This window comes from Micromonospora sp. CNZ280 (assembly GCF_011759515.1).
Window position 1 is genome coordinate 287,809 of record NZ_JAAOYP010000004.1, and the last position, 15,592, is coordinate 303,400.

Annotated in this window: 13 protein-coding genes; 6 read left to right on the forward strand and 7 right to left on the reverse strand. The window is 73.3% G+C overall.

Annotated features, from left to right (window positions below; genetic code table 11):
- Positions 1-27 precede the first annotated feature (27 nt).
- Both FHX32_RS28505 and FHX32_RS28510 read left to right on the forward strand, forming a co-directional pair.
- The gene (locus tag FHX32_RS28505; protein WP_167190001.1) at positions 28-1,221 is read left to right on the forward strand and encodes a Gfo/Idh/MocA family oxidoreductase; all 1,194 of its coding nucleotides are present in this window, start codon (positions 28-30) and stop codon (positions 1,219-1,221) included.
- A 210-nt stretch (positions 1,222-1,431) separates the two neighbouring features.
- Positions 1,432-1,860 (forward strand): DUF1801 domain-containing protein, encoded by a 429-nt coding sequence (locus FHX32_RS28510; protein WP_167190003.1) that lies wholly within the window; start codon positions 1,432-1,434, stop codon positions 1,858-1,860.
- Between the two features lie 43 nt (positions 1,861-1,903).
- Here FHX32_RS28510 and FHX32_RS28515 read toward each other — a convergent pair whose 3' ends face one another.
- Entirely contained in the window at positions 1,904-2,788 is an 885-nt protein-coding gene (locus FHX32_RS28515) for a sigma-70 family RNA polymerase sigma factor (protein WP_167190006.1), read from the reverse strand.
- A gap of 102 nt (positions 2,789-2,890) precedes the next feature.
- Here FHX32_RS28515 and FHX32_RS28520 point away from each other — a divergent pair, with 102 nt between their 5' ends.
- A complete protein-coding gene (locus tag FHX32_RS28520) occupies positions 2,891-3,253 on the forward strand; it encodes a DoxX family protein (RefSeq protein WP_486481379.1) in 363 nt (120 codons plus the stop codon).
- Positions 3,254-3,351: 98 nt separating this feature from the next.
- Entirely contained in the window at positions 3,352-4,071 is a 720-nt protein-coding gene (locus FHX32_RS28525; protein ID WP_167190012.1) for an HD domain-containing protein, read from the forward strand.
- A gap of 111 nt (positions 4,072-4,182) precedes the next feature.
- Here FHX32_RS28525 and FHX32_RS28530 read toward each other — a convergent pair whose 3' ends face one another.
- Together FHX32_RS28530 and FHX32_RS28535 are read right to left on the reverse strand one after the other, a co-directional pair.
- Positions 4,183-6,015: an AMP-dependent synthetase/ligase gene (locus FHX32_RS28530; protein WP_167190015.1), complete on the reverse strand. Its 1,833-nt coding sequence runs from the start codon at positions 6,013-6,015 to the stop codon at positions 4,183-4,185.
- Positions 6,016-6,322: 307 nt separating this feature from the next.
- Complete coding sequence (locus tag FHX32_RS28535; protein ID WP_167190018.1) at positions 6,323-6,835, reverse strand: hypothetical protein; 513 nt, start codon at positions 6,833-6,835, stop codon at positions 6,323-6,325.
- Between the two features lie 371 nt (positions 6,836-7,206).
- Between FHX32_RS28535 and FHX32_RS28540 the strand changes: the two genes are divergently transcribed.
- Positions 7,207-8,715, forward strand: a complete 1,509-nt coding sequence (locus tag FHX32_RS28540) for an Nramp family divalent metal transporter (protein WP_167190021.1) — start codon at positions 7,207-7,209, stop codon at positions 8,713-8,715.
- A 47-nt stretch (positions 8,716-8,762) separates the two neighbouring features.
- Here the strand turns inward: FHX32_RS28540 and FHX32_RS28545 are convergent, their stop codons facing one another.
- Genes FHX32_RS28545 through aceB form a run of 4 tightly spaced genes read right to left on the reverse strand, consistent with a single transcriptional unit; the run spans position 8,763 to position 14,497 of the window.
- Positions 8,763-10,151: a heterodisulfide reductase-related iron-sulfur binding cluster gene (locus tag FHX32_RS28545; RefSeq protein ID WP_167190024.1), complete on the reverse strand. Its 1,389-nt coding sequence runs from the start codon at positions 10,149-10,151 to the stop codon at positions 8,763-8,765.
- A 1-nt stretch (position 10,152) separates the two neighbouring features.
- Entirely contained in the window at positions 10,153-11,418 is a 1,266-nt protein-coding gene (locus FHX32_RS28550; protein WP_167190027.1) for an FAD-binding oxidoreductase, read from the reverse strand.
- A complete protein-coding gene (locus FHX32_RS28555) occupies positions 11,418-12,884 on the reverse strand; it encodes an FAD-linked oxidase C-terminal domain-containing protein (protein ID WP_167190030.1) in 1,467 nt (488 codons plus the stop codon). The genes FHX32_RS28550 and FHX32_RS28555 overlap by 1 nt, the downstream gene beginning before the upstream one ends.
- Positions 12,885-12,913: 29 nt before the next feature.
- The gene (gene aceB, locus FHX32_RS28560; RefSeq protein WP_167190033.1) at positions 12,914-14,497 is read right to left on the reverse strand and encodes a malate synthase A; all 1,584 of its coding nucleotides are present in this window, start codon (positions 14,495-14,497) and stop codon (positions 12,914-12,916) included.
- A gap of 142 nt (positions 14,498-14,639) precedes the next feature.
- On the opposite strand from aceB, the gene FHX32_RS28565 reads away from it, so the two are divergent.
- The gene (locus tag FHX32_RS28565; protein ID WP_167190036.1) at positions 14,640-15,500 is read left to right on the forward strand and encodes an alpha/beta hydrolase; all 861 of its coding nucleotides are present in this window, start codon (positions 14,640-14,642) and stop codon (positions 15,498-15,500) included.
- Positions 15,501-15,592: the final 92 nt, after the last annotated feature.

The window sequence follows — 15,592 nt, forward strand, 5'->3', positions numbered from 1 at the left end:
GGACGGCGGCCGGGTGACCCGCCCCGGGTGGCGCTGGTCGGGGCGAACGGGCACGGACGCTGGCACCGCCGGGTGCTGGCGCCGCTGCACGCGGCCGGCCGGCTGCGGTTGGCGGCCCTGGTGGACCTGCGCCCGGTCGAGGACGATCCGGCCGCGCCGGTGCCGGCGGAAACCACCGTACACACCGACCACCGGGAGATGCTGGCCGCCGTACGCCCGGACGTGGTGGTGGTCTGCACCCCGCCGCACACCCACCTGCCGGTCGCCCTGGACGCGCTCGCCGCCGGGGCGGACCTGCTGCTGGAGAAGCCGCCGGTGCTGTCGACGACCGAGCACGACGAGCTGGCCGCCGCGCTGGCCGCCACCGGCCGCGCCTGCCAGGTGGGGTTCCAGGCGCTCGGCTCGGCGGCGCTGACCGAGCTGACCGCGGCGGTGACGGCCGGTCGGCTCGGCCCGGTCACCGGCATCGCCACCGTCGCCGCCTGGCGGCGCACCGACGCGTACTACGCGCGGGCGCCCTGGGCGGGCCGCCGGACGCTGCACGGCCGGCCGGTGCTGGACGGCGCGCTGGCCAACCCGCTGGCGCACGCGGTGATGCAGTGCCTGGCGATCGCCGAGGCGGCGGCCGGTACGCCGGTGCGGCCGGCCAGCATCGAGGTGGAGCGCTACCGGGTACGCCCGATCGAGGTGGAGGACACCGCCGTGCTCCGGGTCCGGCCGCGCACCGGGCCGCCGGTCCTGGCCGCGGTGACCCTGGCCGGTGAGGATTTCATCGCCGGCGAGGTGCTGGTGACCGGGGACGCCGGGCGGGCCGTGCTGGAGTACCCCACCGACCGGCTGCTGCTGCCCGGCGACGCCGCGCCGCGCGAGGTGCCCGGGCGGCGCGGCCTGCTGGAGAACCTGCTCGACCATCGGGTCGACCCTGCCGTGCCGCTGATCGCCCCGCTGGCCCGGACCGCGGCGTTCACCGCCGTGCTGGACGCGCTCCGGTCGGCGCCCGCGCCACGGCTGCTCGGCGCCGACCTGGTCGAGCCGCTCGGCGCCGGCCCGGAGCGGGTGCTGCGCCTGCGCGGCGTCAACGAGGTGCTGCGCCGGGCCGCCGAGCAGGGCCGGCTGCCCTCGGAACTCGGCGTGCCGTGGGCGGTGCCGCCGTACCGCACCGCGCTCTCGCTCTGCCGGGGCCCTGACCCGTTGTTAGCGTGCGGTGATGGCGACCATTGATTCCCTCACCGTCGAGCTGGAGGACGGATAGCACCGCCTCACCATCGGTAGCGATTCGGAACCCTGCTCCGACCCGGACGGATTCCTGTGGGAGGCCGCATCCTGCTGAGCAAGCATCCGGCTGAAGCCAGGTGGTTGCATCTCGCTACGTCGACGCAGTCGCGACGTCTCTTTCCGGATGTCGCGGACCGCACCAAGGAAGTGTCACTCATGTCCGATGACAAGAAGCCCGACGCGGGACCGAGGTTGCTCTCGGGCGGCAATCCCCAGATCCCCAAGGGTGAGGGAAGCGGGCCGGTTCGGGACTACATCGCTGCCATGCCCGGCTGGAAACGAGACGTCGGGCAGCGCCTGGACGACCTCATCGTGCGCACCGTCCCCGGCGTGCACAAGGCCGTGAAGTGGAACCAACCGTTCTACGGGCTCAAGGGCGAGGGCTGGTTCCTGTCGTTCCGCTGCTATACGAACTACGTGCAGGTGCAGTTCCTGAAGGGGACATCGCTCGATCCCATGCCGCCGAAATCGTCCAAGCACGACGAGGTGCGCTATCTCGACATCCGCCCGGATGAGGAACTGGACGAGGACCGGCTGCGCTCCTGGATCGAGCAGGCCAGCCGGTTGCCGGGCGAGCGGATGTGACCAGGCGTCAATGCCCAGCCGTCGAGCACCGCGCCGCCGCGGCCTAGTCGTCGGTCCCGGCAGGCCGGCAGGGGGGCGTGGGCATGGACGCCAGCCGGCGCGGGTCGGCCAGAGCCACGACCTCGACGAGGCGGCCACCGCGCACGGTACACGCCATCACGCTGAGTGGCGCTCCGGTGCGGCTCCAGGTCATGATGCCCGGCTCCCCGTTGACCAGGACCCGGCGTGCCACGACCGAGGCGCGGGTCCCACGTTCGGCGGCGGCGATCACCTCGGTGGCGCCGAGCTTCACCACGACTCCGCCCGGGGTGTACGACCGCCACGTGATCTGTGGGTCGAGTACCTGCAGCAGTGCCTCGAAGTCCCCGTCCCGGGTAGCAGCCAGGAAGGCGTCGACCACCTGACGTTGGCGGCGGCGGCCGTCGCTGGGAAGGTCGGCGCCGCGCACCTTGCGGCGGGCGCGGCTCGCCATCATCTTGGCTGCGGCCGTGGAGGTGCCGAGGATCTCGGCGATGTCCTTGAACGGCACCGCGAAGATGTCGTGCAGCACGAACGCCAGCCGTTCGTCGGGCCCCAGCGCCTCGAGCACCACCAGCAGAGCGAGGCCCACCGCGTCGTTGGCCGCTGCCGCGTCATCGGGGGGTTCAACGTCCTCGCTGACCGTGAACTCGGGGAGGTCGGGCTCATGCGCCGGGAGCGGGCGGTGCTTGCGTGCGCGCAGCATGTCGACACAGACCCGCGCCGCCACGGTCGTCAGCCAGCCAGGGAGGTTGTCGATCGACGCCGGATCCTGGCGAACCAGACGCAGCCACACCTCCTGGACGGCATCCTCGGCATCCGCTCGCGATCCGAGCATCCGATGGGCCAGGGCCACCAGGCGTCCTCGCTCGTCATCGAACACGGCTGCCAGATGCGTGTCCGGCGTCATCGTCGTTACCTCTCGTGGCTGGGCTCCGTCACACCTACGACGCGCCTCGGGGAGGCGAGGTAACGGATGTGAGGAGCTGTCATGCACACCGCACTATGGATAGTGACTGCCATTGTCGCGACCGGGTTCGTCATCGGCGGGGTCAGTCAGGTCGTACTGACGAAGGAGCGGTTCCGCTCGTTCGGAGCCAGCCAGCACTGGGTGGACGACTTCGGCCGCGGGCACATCAAGGCGATCGGCACGATCAAGATCATCGGTGCTCTCGGCCTGATCCTGCCAGCTGTCGCCGACGTGGCTGTCGTGCTCGTGCCGTTGGCTGCGTCCGGCCTGATGCTGGTGATGGCGGGTGCGGGGACGACCCGGTTCCGCCGCAGCGAGTGGGGCTACCTGCTCGGTGACCTGATGTTCATCGGCCTGCTCGGTTTCGTCGCCTGGGGGAGGTTCGCGCTCGAACCGCTGGGCTGACGTGCGCGTGCGCTCACCGGGCGACGGCTGCCGGCCCCGCCCGTCGGGTGGCCGACCGCCGGACCGGGTTCGTGGTGAAGATCCGCTATAAGTGACGCATGGACTTCCCCGCGTACCTCGCCACCATGCCGATGCACGCGATCACCGAGATCCACGGCGAGCCCGGCCTGCTGGAACGGTTCCGGCTGGAGATCCGGGCGTTCGACGAACCCGCCCGGCAGCGGCTCACCGCCGCCCTCGACCTCGCCGCCGACCTGCACCGCGACGACCGGCGGGTCCGCGAGCCGTACCTCAACCACCTGCTACGGGTGGCGATCCGGATGATGCACCACTACCAGGTGCGCGACGTGGACGTGATCGTCGCCGGGCTGCTGCACGACGCGGTCGAGGACCACCCCGACGAACTGGCCGGCGACGCGGAGGTCGACGACCCGACGACGGCGGCGCTGGCCACCCTCGCCGACCGGTTCGGCCCCCGGGTGGCCCGCCTGGTCGCGGCGGTCACCAACCCGGCGTACGACCCGGGGCGGGACCGGCACGAGCAGTACCGCGAGCACGTGGCGGCGAGCCTCGAGGGCGAGCCGTGGGCGCGGGTCATCAAGGTCTCCGACTTCACCGACAACGGGGTGGGCGTGATCCACACCGTCGGCCCGAAGGTGGCGTCGGCGGCGGCGAAGTACCGGCCGCTGGTGCCGGTCTTCCGCGACCTCGTCACCCGCCCGGACACCCCGCTGTCGGCCCCGGTCAAGCAGCACATCCTCGACCAGCTCGACCTGGCCGAGGAACGCTTCAGCGCCATCCTGGACCAGCCCGCCTGACGGCCCGGCCCGGGCGCAGGCCACGTTCACCGTGCTGCTCACCTTCGTCTCCGCCCTGCTGCCGCCTCGCCGCCGGCTCCCGGCTGACGGAAGTCCGCCCGGCGCGGTGGTTCAGTGGCCCCGGTACAGCGCCTCGACGTCCTCGGCGTAGCGCGTCGCCACCACCTCCCGTTTGATCTTCAACGTGGGGGTGAGTTCGCCCTCGGCCTCGGTGAGGTCACGGTGCAGGATCCGGAACGTCTTGACCTGCTCCGCCCGGGACACGGTCGCGTTCGCCCGGTCGACGGCGGACTGGATCTCGCCGCGCAGCTCCGGGTGATCGCGCTGCTCGGCCACCGGCACGTCGGGCAGGCCGCGCGCGGCGCGCCACCGCGACCAGGCGTGCTCGTCGACGGTCACCAGGGCGGCCACGTACGGGCGGCCGTCGCCGACCAGCATCACCTGGCTGACCAGCGGATGCTCGCGGATCGCGTCCTCGATCGGCGCCGGCGCGAGGTTCTTCCCGGCCGCGGTCACCATGATCTCCTTCTTCCGGCCGGTGATCCGCAGGTAGCCGTCCTGGTCGAGGCCGCCGAGGTCGCCGGTGCGCAACCAGCCGTCGCTGGTGACCGCCTCCCGGGTGGCCTCGGGGTTGTTCCAGTAGCCGGTGAAGATCATCGGGCCGTGCGCGAGGATCTCGCCGTCCGCGGCGACGCGGATCCGCACGCCGGGGATCGGGCGGCCGGCGGTGCCGATGCGCATCGCCGACGGCGGGTTGACCGTCAACGCCGGTGACGTCTCGGTCAGCCCGTAACCCTCCAGCAGGGCCATCCCGGCGCCGCGGAAGAAGTGCCCGAGCCGGTCCGCCAGCGGCGCCCCACCGACGATCGCCAGCCGGCACCGCCCGCCGAGCGTGGCGCGCAGCTTCCGGTACGCCAGCACCTCGAAGACCGCGTGCGCCAGGCGCAGCAGCGGCCCCGGACCGCGCGGGGCGTCCAGCGCCCGGCTGTAGCGCACCGCCAGCCGGTCGGCGAGGTCGAACAACCGCGCCCGATTCGCCTCGTCGGCCTTCTGCCGGGCCCGGTTGTACATCTTCTCGAACATCCGCGGCACCGCCAGGATGAACGTCGGCCGGTACTTCCGCAGCTGGTCGAGGACGCCGCTCATGTCGGCGCTGTGCACCATGGTCGCCCGGCTGTGCACCATGCCGACCTGGATCAGCCGGGCGAACGCGTGCGCCAGCGGCAGGAACAACACCGTCGAGGCGCCCGGGTGCAGCAGGTCCCGCAGCACCTCGACGGCGCCGGTGACGTCGCTGTGGATGTTGCGGTGGGTCAGCACGCAGCCCTTCGGCCGTCCGGTGGTGCCGCTGGTGTACACGATCGTCGCGACGTCCCCGCCGGTCACCGCGCGCCGGCGGGCGTCCACCCGCGCGTCGTCGACGGCGCGGCCCTCTCCCGCCAGGGCGATCAGGTCGCCGCCGTCGATCCGCCACACCTGACGTAACGCGGGCAGGTCGTCCCGGAAGCCGGCGAGCATCGCGGCGTGCTCGCCGGTCTCCAGCACGCAGCCGACCGCGCCGGAGTCGGTGAGGATCCAGCGGAGCTGGTCGGCGCTGGAGGTGTCGTAGATCGGCACGGTGACCGCGCCGACCGACCACAGGGCATAGTCGACGAGCGTCCACTCGTAGCGGGTGCGGCTCATCAGGGCCACCCGGTCGCCGTGGCCGATACCGGCGGCGACGAACCCGCGGGCGAGGGCGAGCACGTCGTCACGGAACTGCCGGCAGGTCACCGGCTGCGGGCCGGTACGCAACGGCCGCGGCGCCGGCCAGGATCTGGGGACCGGGTCCGGGCGCAGGAACTGCACCGCCTCGGGCGCCGCCTCGGCGTTCTCCCACACCACGTCCGCCAGGCCCGCCGACCGGGCCTCGGCGACCACCGGTTCGACCGACACGTCCTGCACGTCAACTCCCCCGTTCCTCCGTCACCGGCACGCGGGGGCCCGCCGGGGTGGCTCCGCGGCCATCATGGCGCGACCGGCGGCGCGGGCGGCGGCGAACGGCGAAAGTGCGGCCGCCGCCGTGGGCGTTCTCGTGCCGGGACGCAACGGGTGGGCCGATTGTCGGCTTCGCCGGCACGCCGCCGCCCCGCCTTCGTGCCGATGCGACGGTGCGGCCCGACGGACGGGTCACCCGGCCGGCGCTGGAGCGTGCGGTCCGACCATCGGCCGGGCGGGGCGGCGCGACGCCGCCCCGCCCGGTCGTCGCAGGTCAGGCGGGGATCGCGTCGACCAGCTTGCGCAGCAGTGTCTCGTTGGCGGTGGCGTCGTCGTGGAAGCTGCTGATCTGGACCGTGTAGGCGCCCGCCTTGCTGATCACCACGGCCTCGGCCTCCGTCCCGCCGGCCGCGAGGTACCCCTGGTCGCCCTTGTCCACGTCGGACACCCGCTCGAACCGCTTGCCGGCCTGTTCCCTGCTGTAGTCGTAGGTCGTCTGACCGGCCAGCTGGGAGGCGAGGGTGATGGTCAGGATGGCGACGCCGTTGTCGTCCCGGAACAGGCAGTTGCCGTCGGCATTCAACGTCCGCCCGACCAGCTCCGAGGCACGCTCCGGGGTGAACGGGCAGGACGGGCGCTCGACAGCCGCCCCGTCCCCCTCGATGACGCCGTCACCGCCGTCGACCTCCTCCGCCGCCCCGGGCGACCCTTGCGGCTCGTCCGAGCCACCGCATCCGGTCAGAGCCAGCACGACCGCCAAGGCCGCCGGCGCGATCCACCGCCGCATGACACCCCTCGCTCTCGTTCACGTCGAAGAGACCGGTTCCGGGCTCGCACCGCCGGGGCCGGATCGGCCCGGCCGCCCACCGGTCGCCACCGCCACCGTCGGGCGGTCCGGCACGCCTCGACGCTAGCTTTCGGACCACCGTCGACGAATCGGGGAAATCCCTACCTACTGACCGGATCCCATCCCGCCGAAACCCGGGACGTCCGGCCGGACCGCGGGCCGCGGCGCGGGTCATCGGCGCGGTCCGGCGATCATTTCCGGGCACGGCGTGGAAACGATCAGCGAATCGTCACATACAGATCAGTTATTGCTTCTGTGTTAACGAGGTATGACGATTGATCAGGGGGGCCCTTCCCATAAGGAGGTTCTTCATGACCGAAGTAACTGAGGCCCCGGACGTCCGCACCTATCAACTGGGAAAGAGCCGTCCTCCGCTGGCCGTGGCGGACCTGCCCGAGCCGGAAGAGGTGTTCGGTGTCCGCAAGCTCGGGCTTCCGCAACTGTTCAAGTACGCGCTCGGGCCGAGCCTGATCGCCCTCGGCATCTCCATCGGCAGCGGGGAATGGCTGCTCGGCCCGCAGGCGGTGGGCCAGTTCGGCTTCGTCGGGGTCGGCTGGGTGATCCTCGTGTCGGCCGTGCTCCAGACGTTCTACAACGTCGAGTCGTCCCGGTACGTGATGGCCACCGGCGAGGCGCCCGTCGTCGGCTGGGGACGGGTGCCGCCCGGCTACCTGTTGTGGGTGCCGTTGTCGGTGTTCCTGGTCATCTTCGCGTTCATCGCCGGCGGTTGGGCCGCGTCCGCCGGCCAGGGCCTGTACGCGCTGGTCCACGGCACGGTGCCGCCGGCCGGAGCCGAGGAGCCGCGGCTCTGGGCGATCGGTCTGCTGGTGCTGGTCTTCCTCATCACGGCGGCGGCCAGACGGATCAGCCGCACGCTGGAGCTGGCCAACTGGCTGATGATCGGGACGATCCTGGTCGCCCTGCTCTTCGTCACCCTGCTCGTGGTCCCGGGGAGCCTGTGGTGGGAGGGCATCCGCGGGTTCTTCACGCCGGCCGCCCCACCGGCCGGCATCACCGCCACCCAGCTGGGCGGGCTGGCCGGCTTCACCGCGCTCGCCTCCGGCCTGAACTGGTACGTGATGGGCCACTACCGGGACAAGGGCTACGGCATGGGCTACCGCACCGGCTACATCTCCGGGCTGCGCGGTGACCGGCGCGAACTGCTGGCCAACGGGGTCACCTTCCCCGACGACGCCGCCAACGCCGCCCGCTGGAAGCGGTGGTACCGGCTGCTGCTCACCGACATGTGGGGCGTCTTCTTCGTCGGCGCCATGCTGGGCATGCTGCTGCCCACCGTCCTCATGGCGCAGGCGGTGGAGCTGTCCGGCGAGACGCCGACCACGGCCACCGTGCCCACCTTCGTGGCCACCGCGCTCGAACCCGAGTACGGCCAGGTGATGTTCTACGGCATGCTGCTGATCGGTGTGCTGATCCTGTTCAGCACCCAGCTCGGCATCTTCGAGGCGATGGTGCGGGTCACCACCGACGCGGCGCACGCCACCAGTCCCCGGCTCCGTCGCCTGCTGGAGGGCGATCCCCGCCGGTTCTACTACCCGTTCATGCTCCTGCTGCTGGTGATCATCGCCGTCGTCCTGCACCTCGCGCTGCCGGTCAGCCTGGTGCAGTGGTCGGCGAACATGTCCAACCTGGGCGCGCTGATCTTCCCGTTCATGCTGATCTACCTGAACCGCCGGCTGCCCCGCGCGGCGCGCCCCCGCTCGTGGCACTACGCACTGCTCATCATCAATGTCATTTTCTTCGGCTTCTTCTTCGTCAACTTCATCGCCGACTTCATCGGCGACCCGCTGGTCACCTTCTGACCGGTCGGATCGGCCGGCACCCCTCCCGCGCGCTGGCGGGAGGGGTGTCACGGCAGCAGGTCGGTGACCGGTCGGGCGCGGATCGACGCGTCCAGCACCTGCGCGGTGTGGGCCAGGGCGACCGTGCCGCCGAGCCGCCCGACCGCTGCGGCCACCTGCATCAGGCAGCCCGGATTGGCGGTGACGAGCAGCTCGGCGCCGGTGGCCAGCACGTCGCGGGCCTTACGCTCCCCGAGCTGCGCCGCCGGCTCCGGGTTGAGCACGTTCCAGACCCCGGCCGATCCGCAGCAGATCTCCGGGTCGGCGATCTCCCGCAGTTCGAGCCCGGGGATTGCGCGCAGCAGGTCGCGGGGCTGCGCCCGCACCCCCTGGGCGTGCGCCAGGTGGCAGGCGTCGTGGTAGGCGACGGTCACCGGCAGCGGGTGCCGCCGGGCGACCGGGCCCAGCTCGACGAGCAGCTCGGCCAGGTCGCGCACCGCGGCGGCGAAGGCCGCCGCGCGCTCGGCGTACGCCGGGTCGTCGCGGAGCAGCTCGCCGTACTCCTTCAGCGACGACCCGCAGCCGGCCGCGTTGACCACGAACCGGTCGATGCCGGCGGCGTCGAAGACGTCGATCAGCGCCCGGGCGAACCGCCGCGCCTCCTCCGTTCGTCCGTTGTGGACGCTCAGCGCGCCGCAGCAGCCCTGCCGGTCCGGGAGGATGACCACCTCGCAGCCCTCCGCGGCGAGGACCCGGGCGGTGGCCGCGTTGACGTCGGGGAAGAACGCGCGCTGCGCGCAGCCGGTGAGCATGCCGACCCGCGCCCGCCGCGGGCCGTACGCCGGCAGCCGCGCCGGCAGCCGGGCCGCCCGCCCGAGCGTGGGGGCCAGCGATTCGAGGGTGGCCAGCGTCGGCGCCAGGCGCGCCGCCAGGCCGCTGCGGCGTACCAGGCGCCGCAGGCCGCTGGCCTGGTACGCCCGCAGCGGCCCGCGCAGCAGCCGCAGCCGGCGCGGGTACGGGAACACCTGGAAGATGGCGGTCCGCAGCAGCCGCTCCCGGCGGGACCGGTTGTGCCGACGTTCCACCTGCTGCCGGGTGTCCTCGATCAGCCGGTCGTAGCGGACCCCGGACGGGCACGCGGTCACGCAGGCCATGCAGCCCAGGCAGCGGTCGAAGTGCCGCACCATGGACGGGCTCAGCGGCTCGCCGTCGAGCCCCTCCTCCATCAGGTAGATGCGCCCGCGCGGCGAGTCCATCTCCTCGCCCCACAGCAGGTAGGTGGGGCAGGTGGGCAGGCAGAAGCCGCAGTGCACGCAGTCGTCGACCAGGTCCCGCCGGGGCGGGTGGTGGTCGTCGAAGGCCGGTTCGCCCGGCGCTCCGACGACCGGCCCCAGCACGTCCGGCAGGGCGCGGCCGGGCCGGTCGACACCGCGCTGGGCGGGGACTTCGCTCGACATCTCAGATCCCTCCCACGAAGCGGCCGGGGGCGAACCGGGCGTCCGGGTCGAACTGCGCCTTGACCCGGTGCATCAGTTCCAGCCCGCCGACCGGTCCCCACAGGTCGACCCGGTCCCGCACCGCGGCCGATGCGGTCAGCACGACGGCGTGCCCGCCGGCGGTCGCCGTCGCGGCGCGCAGGTCCGCGACGATCCGGGCCACCACGTCGGGCGTCGCGGCGCCGGGCAGGCCGGCGTAGAGGACGCCGGTGCCCGCCGAACCGCTGACCCGCACCGGTACGCCGCGCCGCCGCCCCGCCTCGCGCGCCGCCGCGAGCAGTCCCGGGACGCCGGAGAGCGCGGCGGTCAGCTTCAGTCCGACGTCACCTGTCCGCCACGGGTAGGCCGACCACCACGGCGGCGGAGTGTCCGAGGCGGTGGCGGCGGCACCGAGCAGGCGCCGGGTCGCGGCGACCCGCTCGCGGACGCCGGACGGCGTGCCCTCGATCAGCACCGCGACCTCGACGCCGCCGTCGGGCGAGGCGTGCACCTCCAGCGCGCTCGGCACGAGCTGCGCGCCGAGCACGGCGGCCACCAACCGGCCGGCCTCGGTCGCACCGTCGGCCGGGCGGCGCACGTACCCGCTGGCGGCCGGCAGCGGATGCAGCCGGAAGGCGCACTCGGTGATCAGGCCGAGCGTGCCGTACGAGCCGGTGAAGAGCTTGCCGAGGTCGTAGCCGGCCACGTTCTTCACCACCTTGCCGCCGGCGTGGGCAATCACCCCGTCCGGCCGCACCACGGTGATGCCGATCAGCAGGTCCCGGACGGCGCCGTAGCGCATCCGGCGCGGCCCGCTGGTGTTCACCGCCACCGCGCCGCCGACCGTCGCGCCCGCGCCGCCGGCCAGCGGCGGCGCGTCCAGGGCCAGTTGTTGCGCGGCCGGGGCCAGCTTGGCGCGCAGGTCGCCCAGTCGGGTGCCGGCCCGTACCACGACGATCAGGTCGCCGGCGGCGTGCTCGACCACCCCGGTGAGCCGTCGGGTGTCGACGACCAGGTCGAGCCGGCGCGGGGGGTTCGCCCAGTCCTGCTTGGTCCAACCGCCGGCGGCGACGACCGCGAGGTCGTGCGCGGCCGCCACCCGCAGGACGGCGGCGGCGGCCTCGGTGGAGCCGGGCGCGGCGCGGTAACGGGCCGGCACGCCGGCCACCGCGAAGCCGGCACCGGCCGGGCGGACGGCGTCGCGCTCGCCGGCCGCGGCGCGGAGGGCGGCCAGCACGTCGTCGGCCATCAGAACAGCTCCGCCAGACCGGCCTCCTGCGCCGGGTGGACGCCCCGACGCCGGCCGGGCACCTCGCCGCAGAGCCGGGGCGTCGGGAAGACCTTGCCCGGGTTGGCCAGCCCGCGCGGGTCGAAGGCGCACCGCAGCAGCTGCATCGTGTCCAGGTCGTCGTCGGTGAACATGCGCGGCATGAAGGTCACCTTGTCCATGCCGACGCCGTGCTCGCCGGTGATCGAACCGCCGTGTTCGACGCAGAGGTCGAGGATCGCCCCGGAGACCTCCTCGGCCTGTTCGGCCTGGCCGTCGACGCTGTCGTCGAAGAGGACCAGCGGGTGCAGGTTGCCGTCGCCGGCGTGGAAGACGTTGGCCACCCGGACGCCGCGCCGGGCGGCGATCTCCGCGATGCGGCGCAGCACCTCGGGCAGCGCGGTGCGCGGGATGACGCCGTCCTGGACGATGTAGTCGGGGCTGATCCGGCCGACCGCGGCGAACGCCGACTTGCGCCCCTTCCAGATCAGCGCCCGCTCGGTGTCGTCCGCGGCGACCCGGATCTCGCCGGCGCCGTTGTCCCGGCAGAGCCGCTCGACCTCGGCGAACTGGGCGTCCACCTCGGCCGTCGGGCCGTCCAGCTCGACGATGAGCACCGCCCCCGCGCCGGCCGGGTAGCCGCACCGCACGGCCGCCTCGGCGGCGGAGATGGCCAGCGCGTCCATCATCTCGATCGCCGCCGGCACCACGCCGGCCGCGATGACGGCCGAGGTCGCCGCCCCCGCCTCGTCGGTGGAGGGGAAGGCGGCCAGCAGCGTACGGACCGACTCGGGCAGCCGGACCAGCCGCACGGTGACCTCGGTGGCGATGCCGAGCGTCCCCTCGGAGCCGACGAAGGCGCCGAGCAGGTCGTAGCCGGGCGGATCCGGGGCGCGGCCGCCGAGGCGCACCAGGTCGCCGTCCGCGGTGACCACCTCCAGTCCGGTGACGTGGTTGGTGGTGAAGCCGTACTTCAGGCAGTGCGCGCCGCCGGAGTTCTCCGCCACGTTGCCGCCGATGGAGCAGATCTGCTGGCTCGACGGGTCGGGGGCGTAGTAGTAGCCGTACGGGGTGGCCGCCCGGGTGACCTGGAGGTTGATCACGCCGGGTTCCACCACGGCCCGCTCGTCGGCCGGGGCGACCTCCCGGATGGCGCGCAGCCGCGAGGTGACCACCAGCACCCCGTCGGCGTGCGGCAGCGCCCCGCCGGACAGGCCGGTGCCGGAGCCCCGGGCGACGAACGGCACTCCGGCGTCCACGCAGGCCCGGACCGTCGCCGCGCACTCGGCGGCGGTGCCCGGCAGGGCGACCAGGGCGGGGATCACCTTGTACTGGGCGAGCCCGTCGCACTCGTAGGTGCGCAGCTCCTGCCGGTCGGTGATCACATGCTCCGGGCCGAGGACGGCCCGCAGCGTCGCGGCGAGGGTGCCGATGTCCGTCGTGGTCATCGCCGGCCTCCCGTCGCGGTCGCTGGTGGTCAGGGCATCCGCTCGTACGCGGGCAGGGTCAGGAAGTCCACGAAGTCGTCGGCGACGGCGACCGCCATGAACAGCGACCGCGCCTCGGCGTAGTCGGCCGGGTCGCCCGGCAGCTTCGCCAACTCCTCGTCGGCGAGCCGCTCGACCAGGTCCCGGTCGACCTTCTCGCCGGTGTCGTCGAGGGTGACGCCGTTGTGCAGCCACTGCCACACCTGGGAACGGGAGATCTCCGCCGTCGCGGCGTCCTCCATCAGGTTGAAGATGGCCACCGCCCCGGTGCCGCGCAGCCAGCTCGCCAGGTACTGGACGCCGACGCTGATGTCGTTGCGCAGCCCGGCCTCGGTCCGCCGGCCCGGGGTACTCCGCACGTCCAGCAGTTGGGCGGCGGTGACCCGTACCTCGTCGCGGGTCCGGTCGAGCTGGTGGGGCCGGTCGCCGAGCACGGCGTCGAACACCTCGCGGCAGACCGGCACCAGGTCGGGGTGGGCCACCCAGGAGCCGTCGAAGCCGTCGCCCGCCTCGCGGGTCTTGTCGTCGCGGACCTTCGCCAGCGCGGTCTCGTTCACCTGCGGGTCGCGGCGGCTGGGGATGAAGGCGGCCATCCCGCCGATCGCGTGCGCGCCGCGCCGGTGGCAGGTCCGCACCAGCAGCTCGGTGTACGCGCGCATGAACGGCGCGGTCATGGTGACCGCGTTCCGGTCGGGCAGCAGGAAATCGCGGCCCCGGGTGCGGAGCTTCTTGATCACGCTGAACATGAAGTCCCACCGGCCCGCGTTCAGGCCGGCGGAGTGCTCCCGCAACTCGTAGAGGATCTCCTCCATCTCGAACGCAGCCGGGTAGGTCTCGATGAGCACGGTCGCGCGGATGGTGCCGCGCGGGATGCCCAGCCGCTGCTGGGCGAACAGGAACACGTCGTTCCAGAGCCGCGCCTCCAGGTGGCTCTCCAGCTTGGGCAGGTAGAAGTACGGCCCGGAGCCGCGGTCGAGCAGCCGGGTGGCGCAGTGGAAGAGGTACAGGCCGAAGTCGACCAGGCTGCCCGAGGTGCGTTCGCCGTCGACCAGGATGTGCTTCTCGGTCAGGTGCCAGCCGCGGGGCCGGAACACGATGGTGGCCAGCTCGCCGTCGTGCAGCGCGTACCGGCGGCCGTCCGGGGCGGTGAAGGAGAGCGTGCGGTCGATCGCGTCGCGCAGGTTGAGCTGGCCGCCGATCACGTTCTCCCACAGTGGGGTGTTGGCGTCCTCGTGGTCGGCGAGCCAGACCTTGGCGCCCGAGTTGAGCGCGTTGATGGTCATCTTCGCGTCGGTCGGCCCGGTGATCTCCACCCGGCGGTCGACCAGGCCGGGCGCGGGCGGAGCGACCCGCCACTCGCCGTCGCGCACGTGCCGGGTCTCGGGCAGGAAGTCCAGCAGCTCACCGGCGGCCAGCGCCGCCTCGCGGTCGGCGCGCCGGGCGAGCAGCTCCCGCCGCCGGGCGTCGAAGGCGCGGTGCAGCTCGGCCAGGAAGGCGAGCGCCTCCGGGGTGAGGATCTCCGGGAACCGGTCGTGCCGGGGGCCGGCCAGTTCGACGCCGTCGGGCATACCCATGACGCGCTCCTCACCGTCGAGGGAAGATGCAGTCGGATCGATCCACGGGATGCTGGCGTCGACTCTAGTTGCCCTTTCGCCCGACCGCGAGGGGTCGCGCGCGGGGGCGGCCCGCTGAGCCGCCGATCAGTAGGATCTCCGCGTGGCGACTTTCGACAGTGCTGACGGGACCAGGTTGGCGTACCACCGGCTGGGGGCGGGTGCTCCGCTGGTCTGCCTGCCCGGCGGCCCGATGCAGGCCGCCGCCTACCTCGGTGACCTGGGTGGGCTGTCCGCGCACCGCGAGTTGATCCTGCTGGACCTGCGCGGCACCGGCGCGTCCGCCGTCCCGGCGGACCCGGCGAGCTACCGGTTCGACCAGCAGGTGGCCGACATCGAGGCGCTGCGCCGCCACCTGGGGCTGGACCAGCTCGACCTGCTGGCGCACTGCGCCGGCGCGGCGCTCGCCCTGTGCTATGCGGCCCGGCATCCCGACCGGGTCGGCCGGCTCGCCCTGGTCACCCCCAGCCCGCGGGTGGTCGACCTGGCGGTCACCGACCAGGACCGTCGGCTGGTCGCCGAACTGCGCCGGGACGAGCCGTGGTTCCCGGCGGCCTACGCCGCGTTCGAGCGGATCTGGTCGGGTCGGGCCACCGACGCCGACTGGGCGGCCATCGCGCCGTTCACCTGGGGCCGGTGGGACGCGGTCAGCCAGGCCCACCGCGCCCGGGAGGCGAGCCTGCGCAACGCGGACGCGGCGGCCGTCTACTACTCGGCCGGCGCGGTCGACCCGGCGACCGTCCGGTCCGCCCTCGCCCGTCTCGCGGCGCCCGTCCTGGTCGTCGCGGGCGAGTACGACGTCTCGCTCCCGCCGACGTGCGCCGCCGAGTACGCCGGCCTGTTCCCGCACGCCGAGGTGACAGTGCAGCCGGGCGGCGGGCACTTCCCGTGGCTCGACGACCCGGAGTCGTTCGTCGCGACGCTCGCCGGGTTCCGGCGTCCTCCGGCCGCACCCACCGCGTAGAGCCGGCCCCGCCAGTCCCAGGCCAGGTCCTGCACGTTGCGGTGGCCGAGGCTGTGGACCAGCGGACCCGGACCGGGTTGTCCCACGGCACG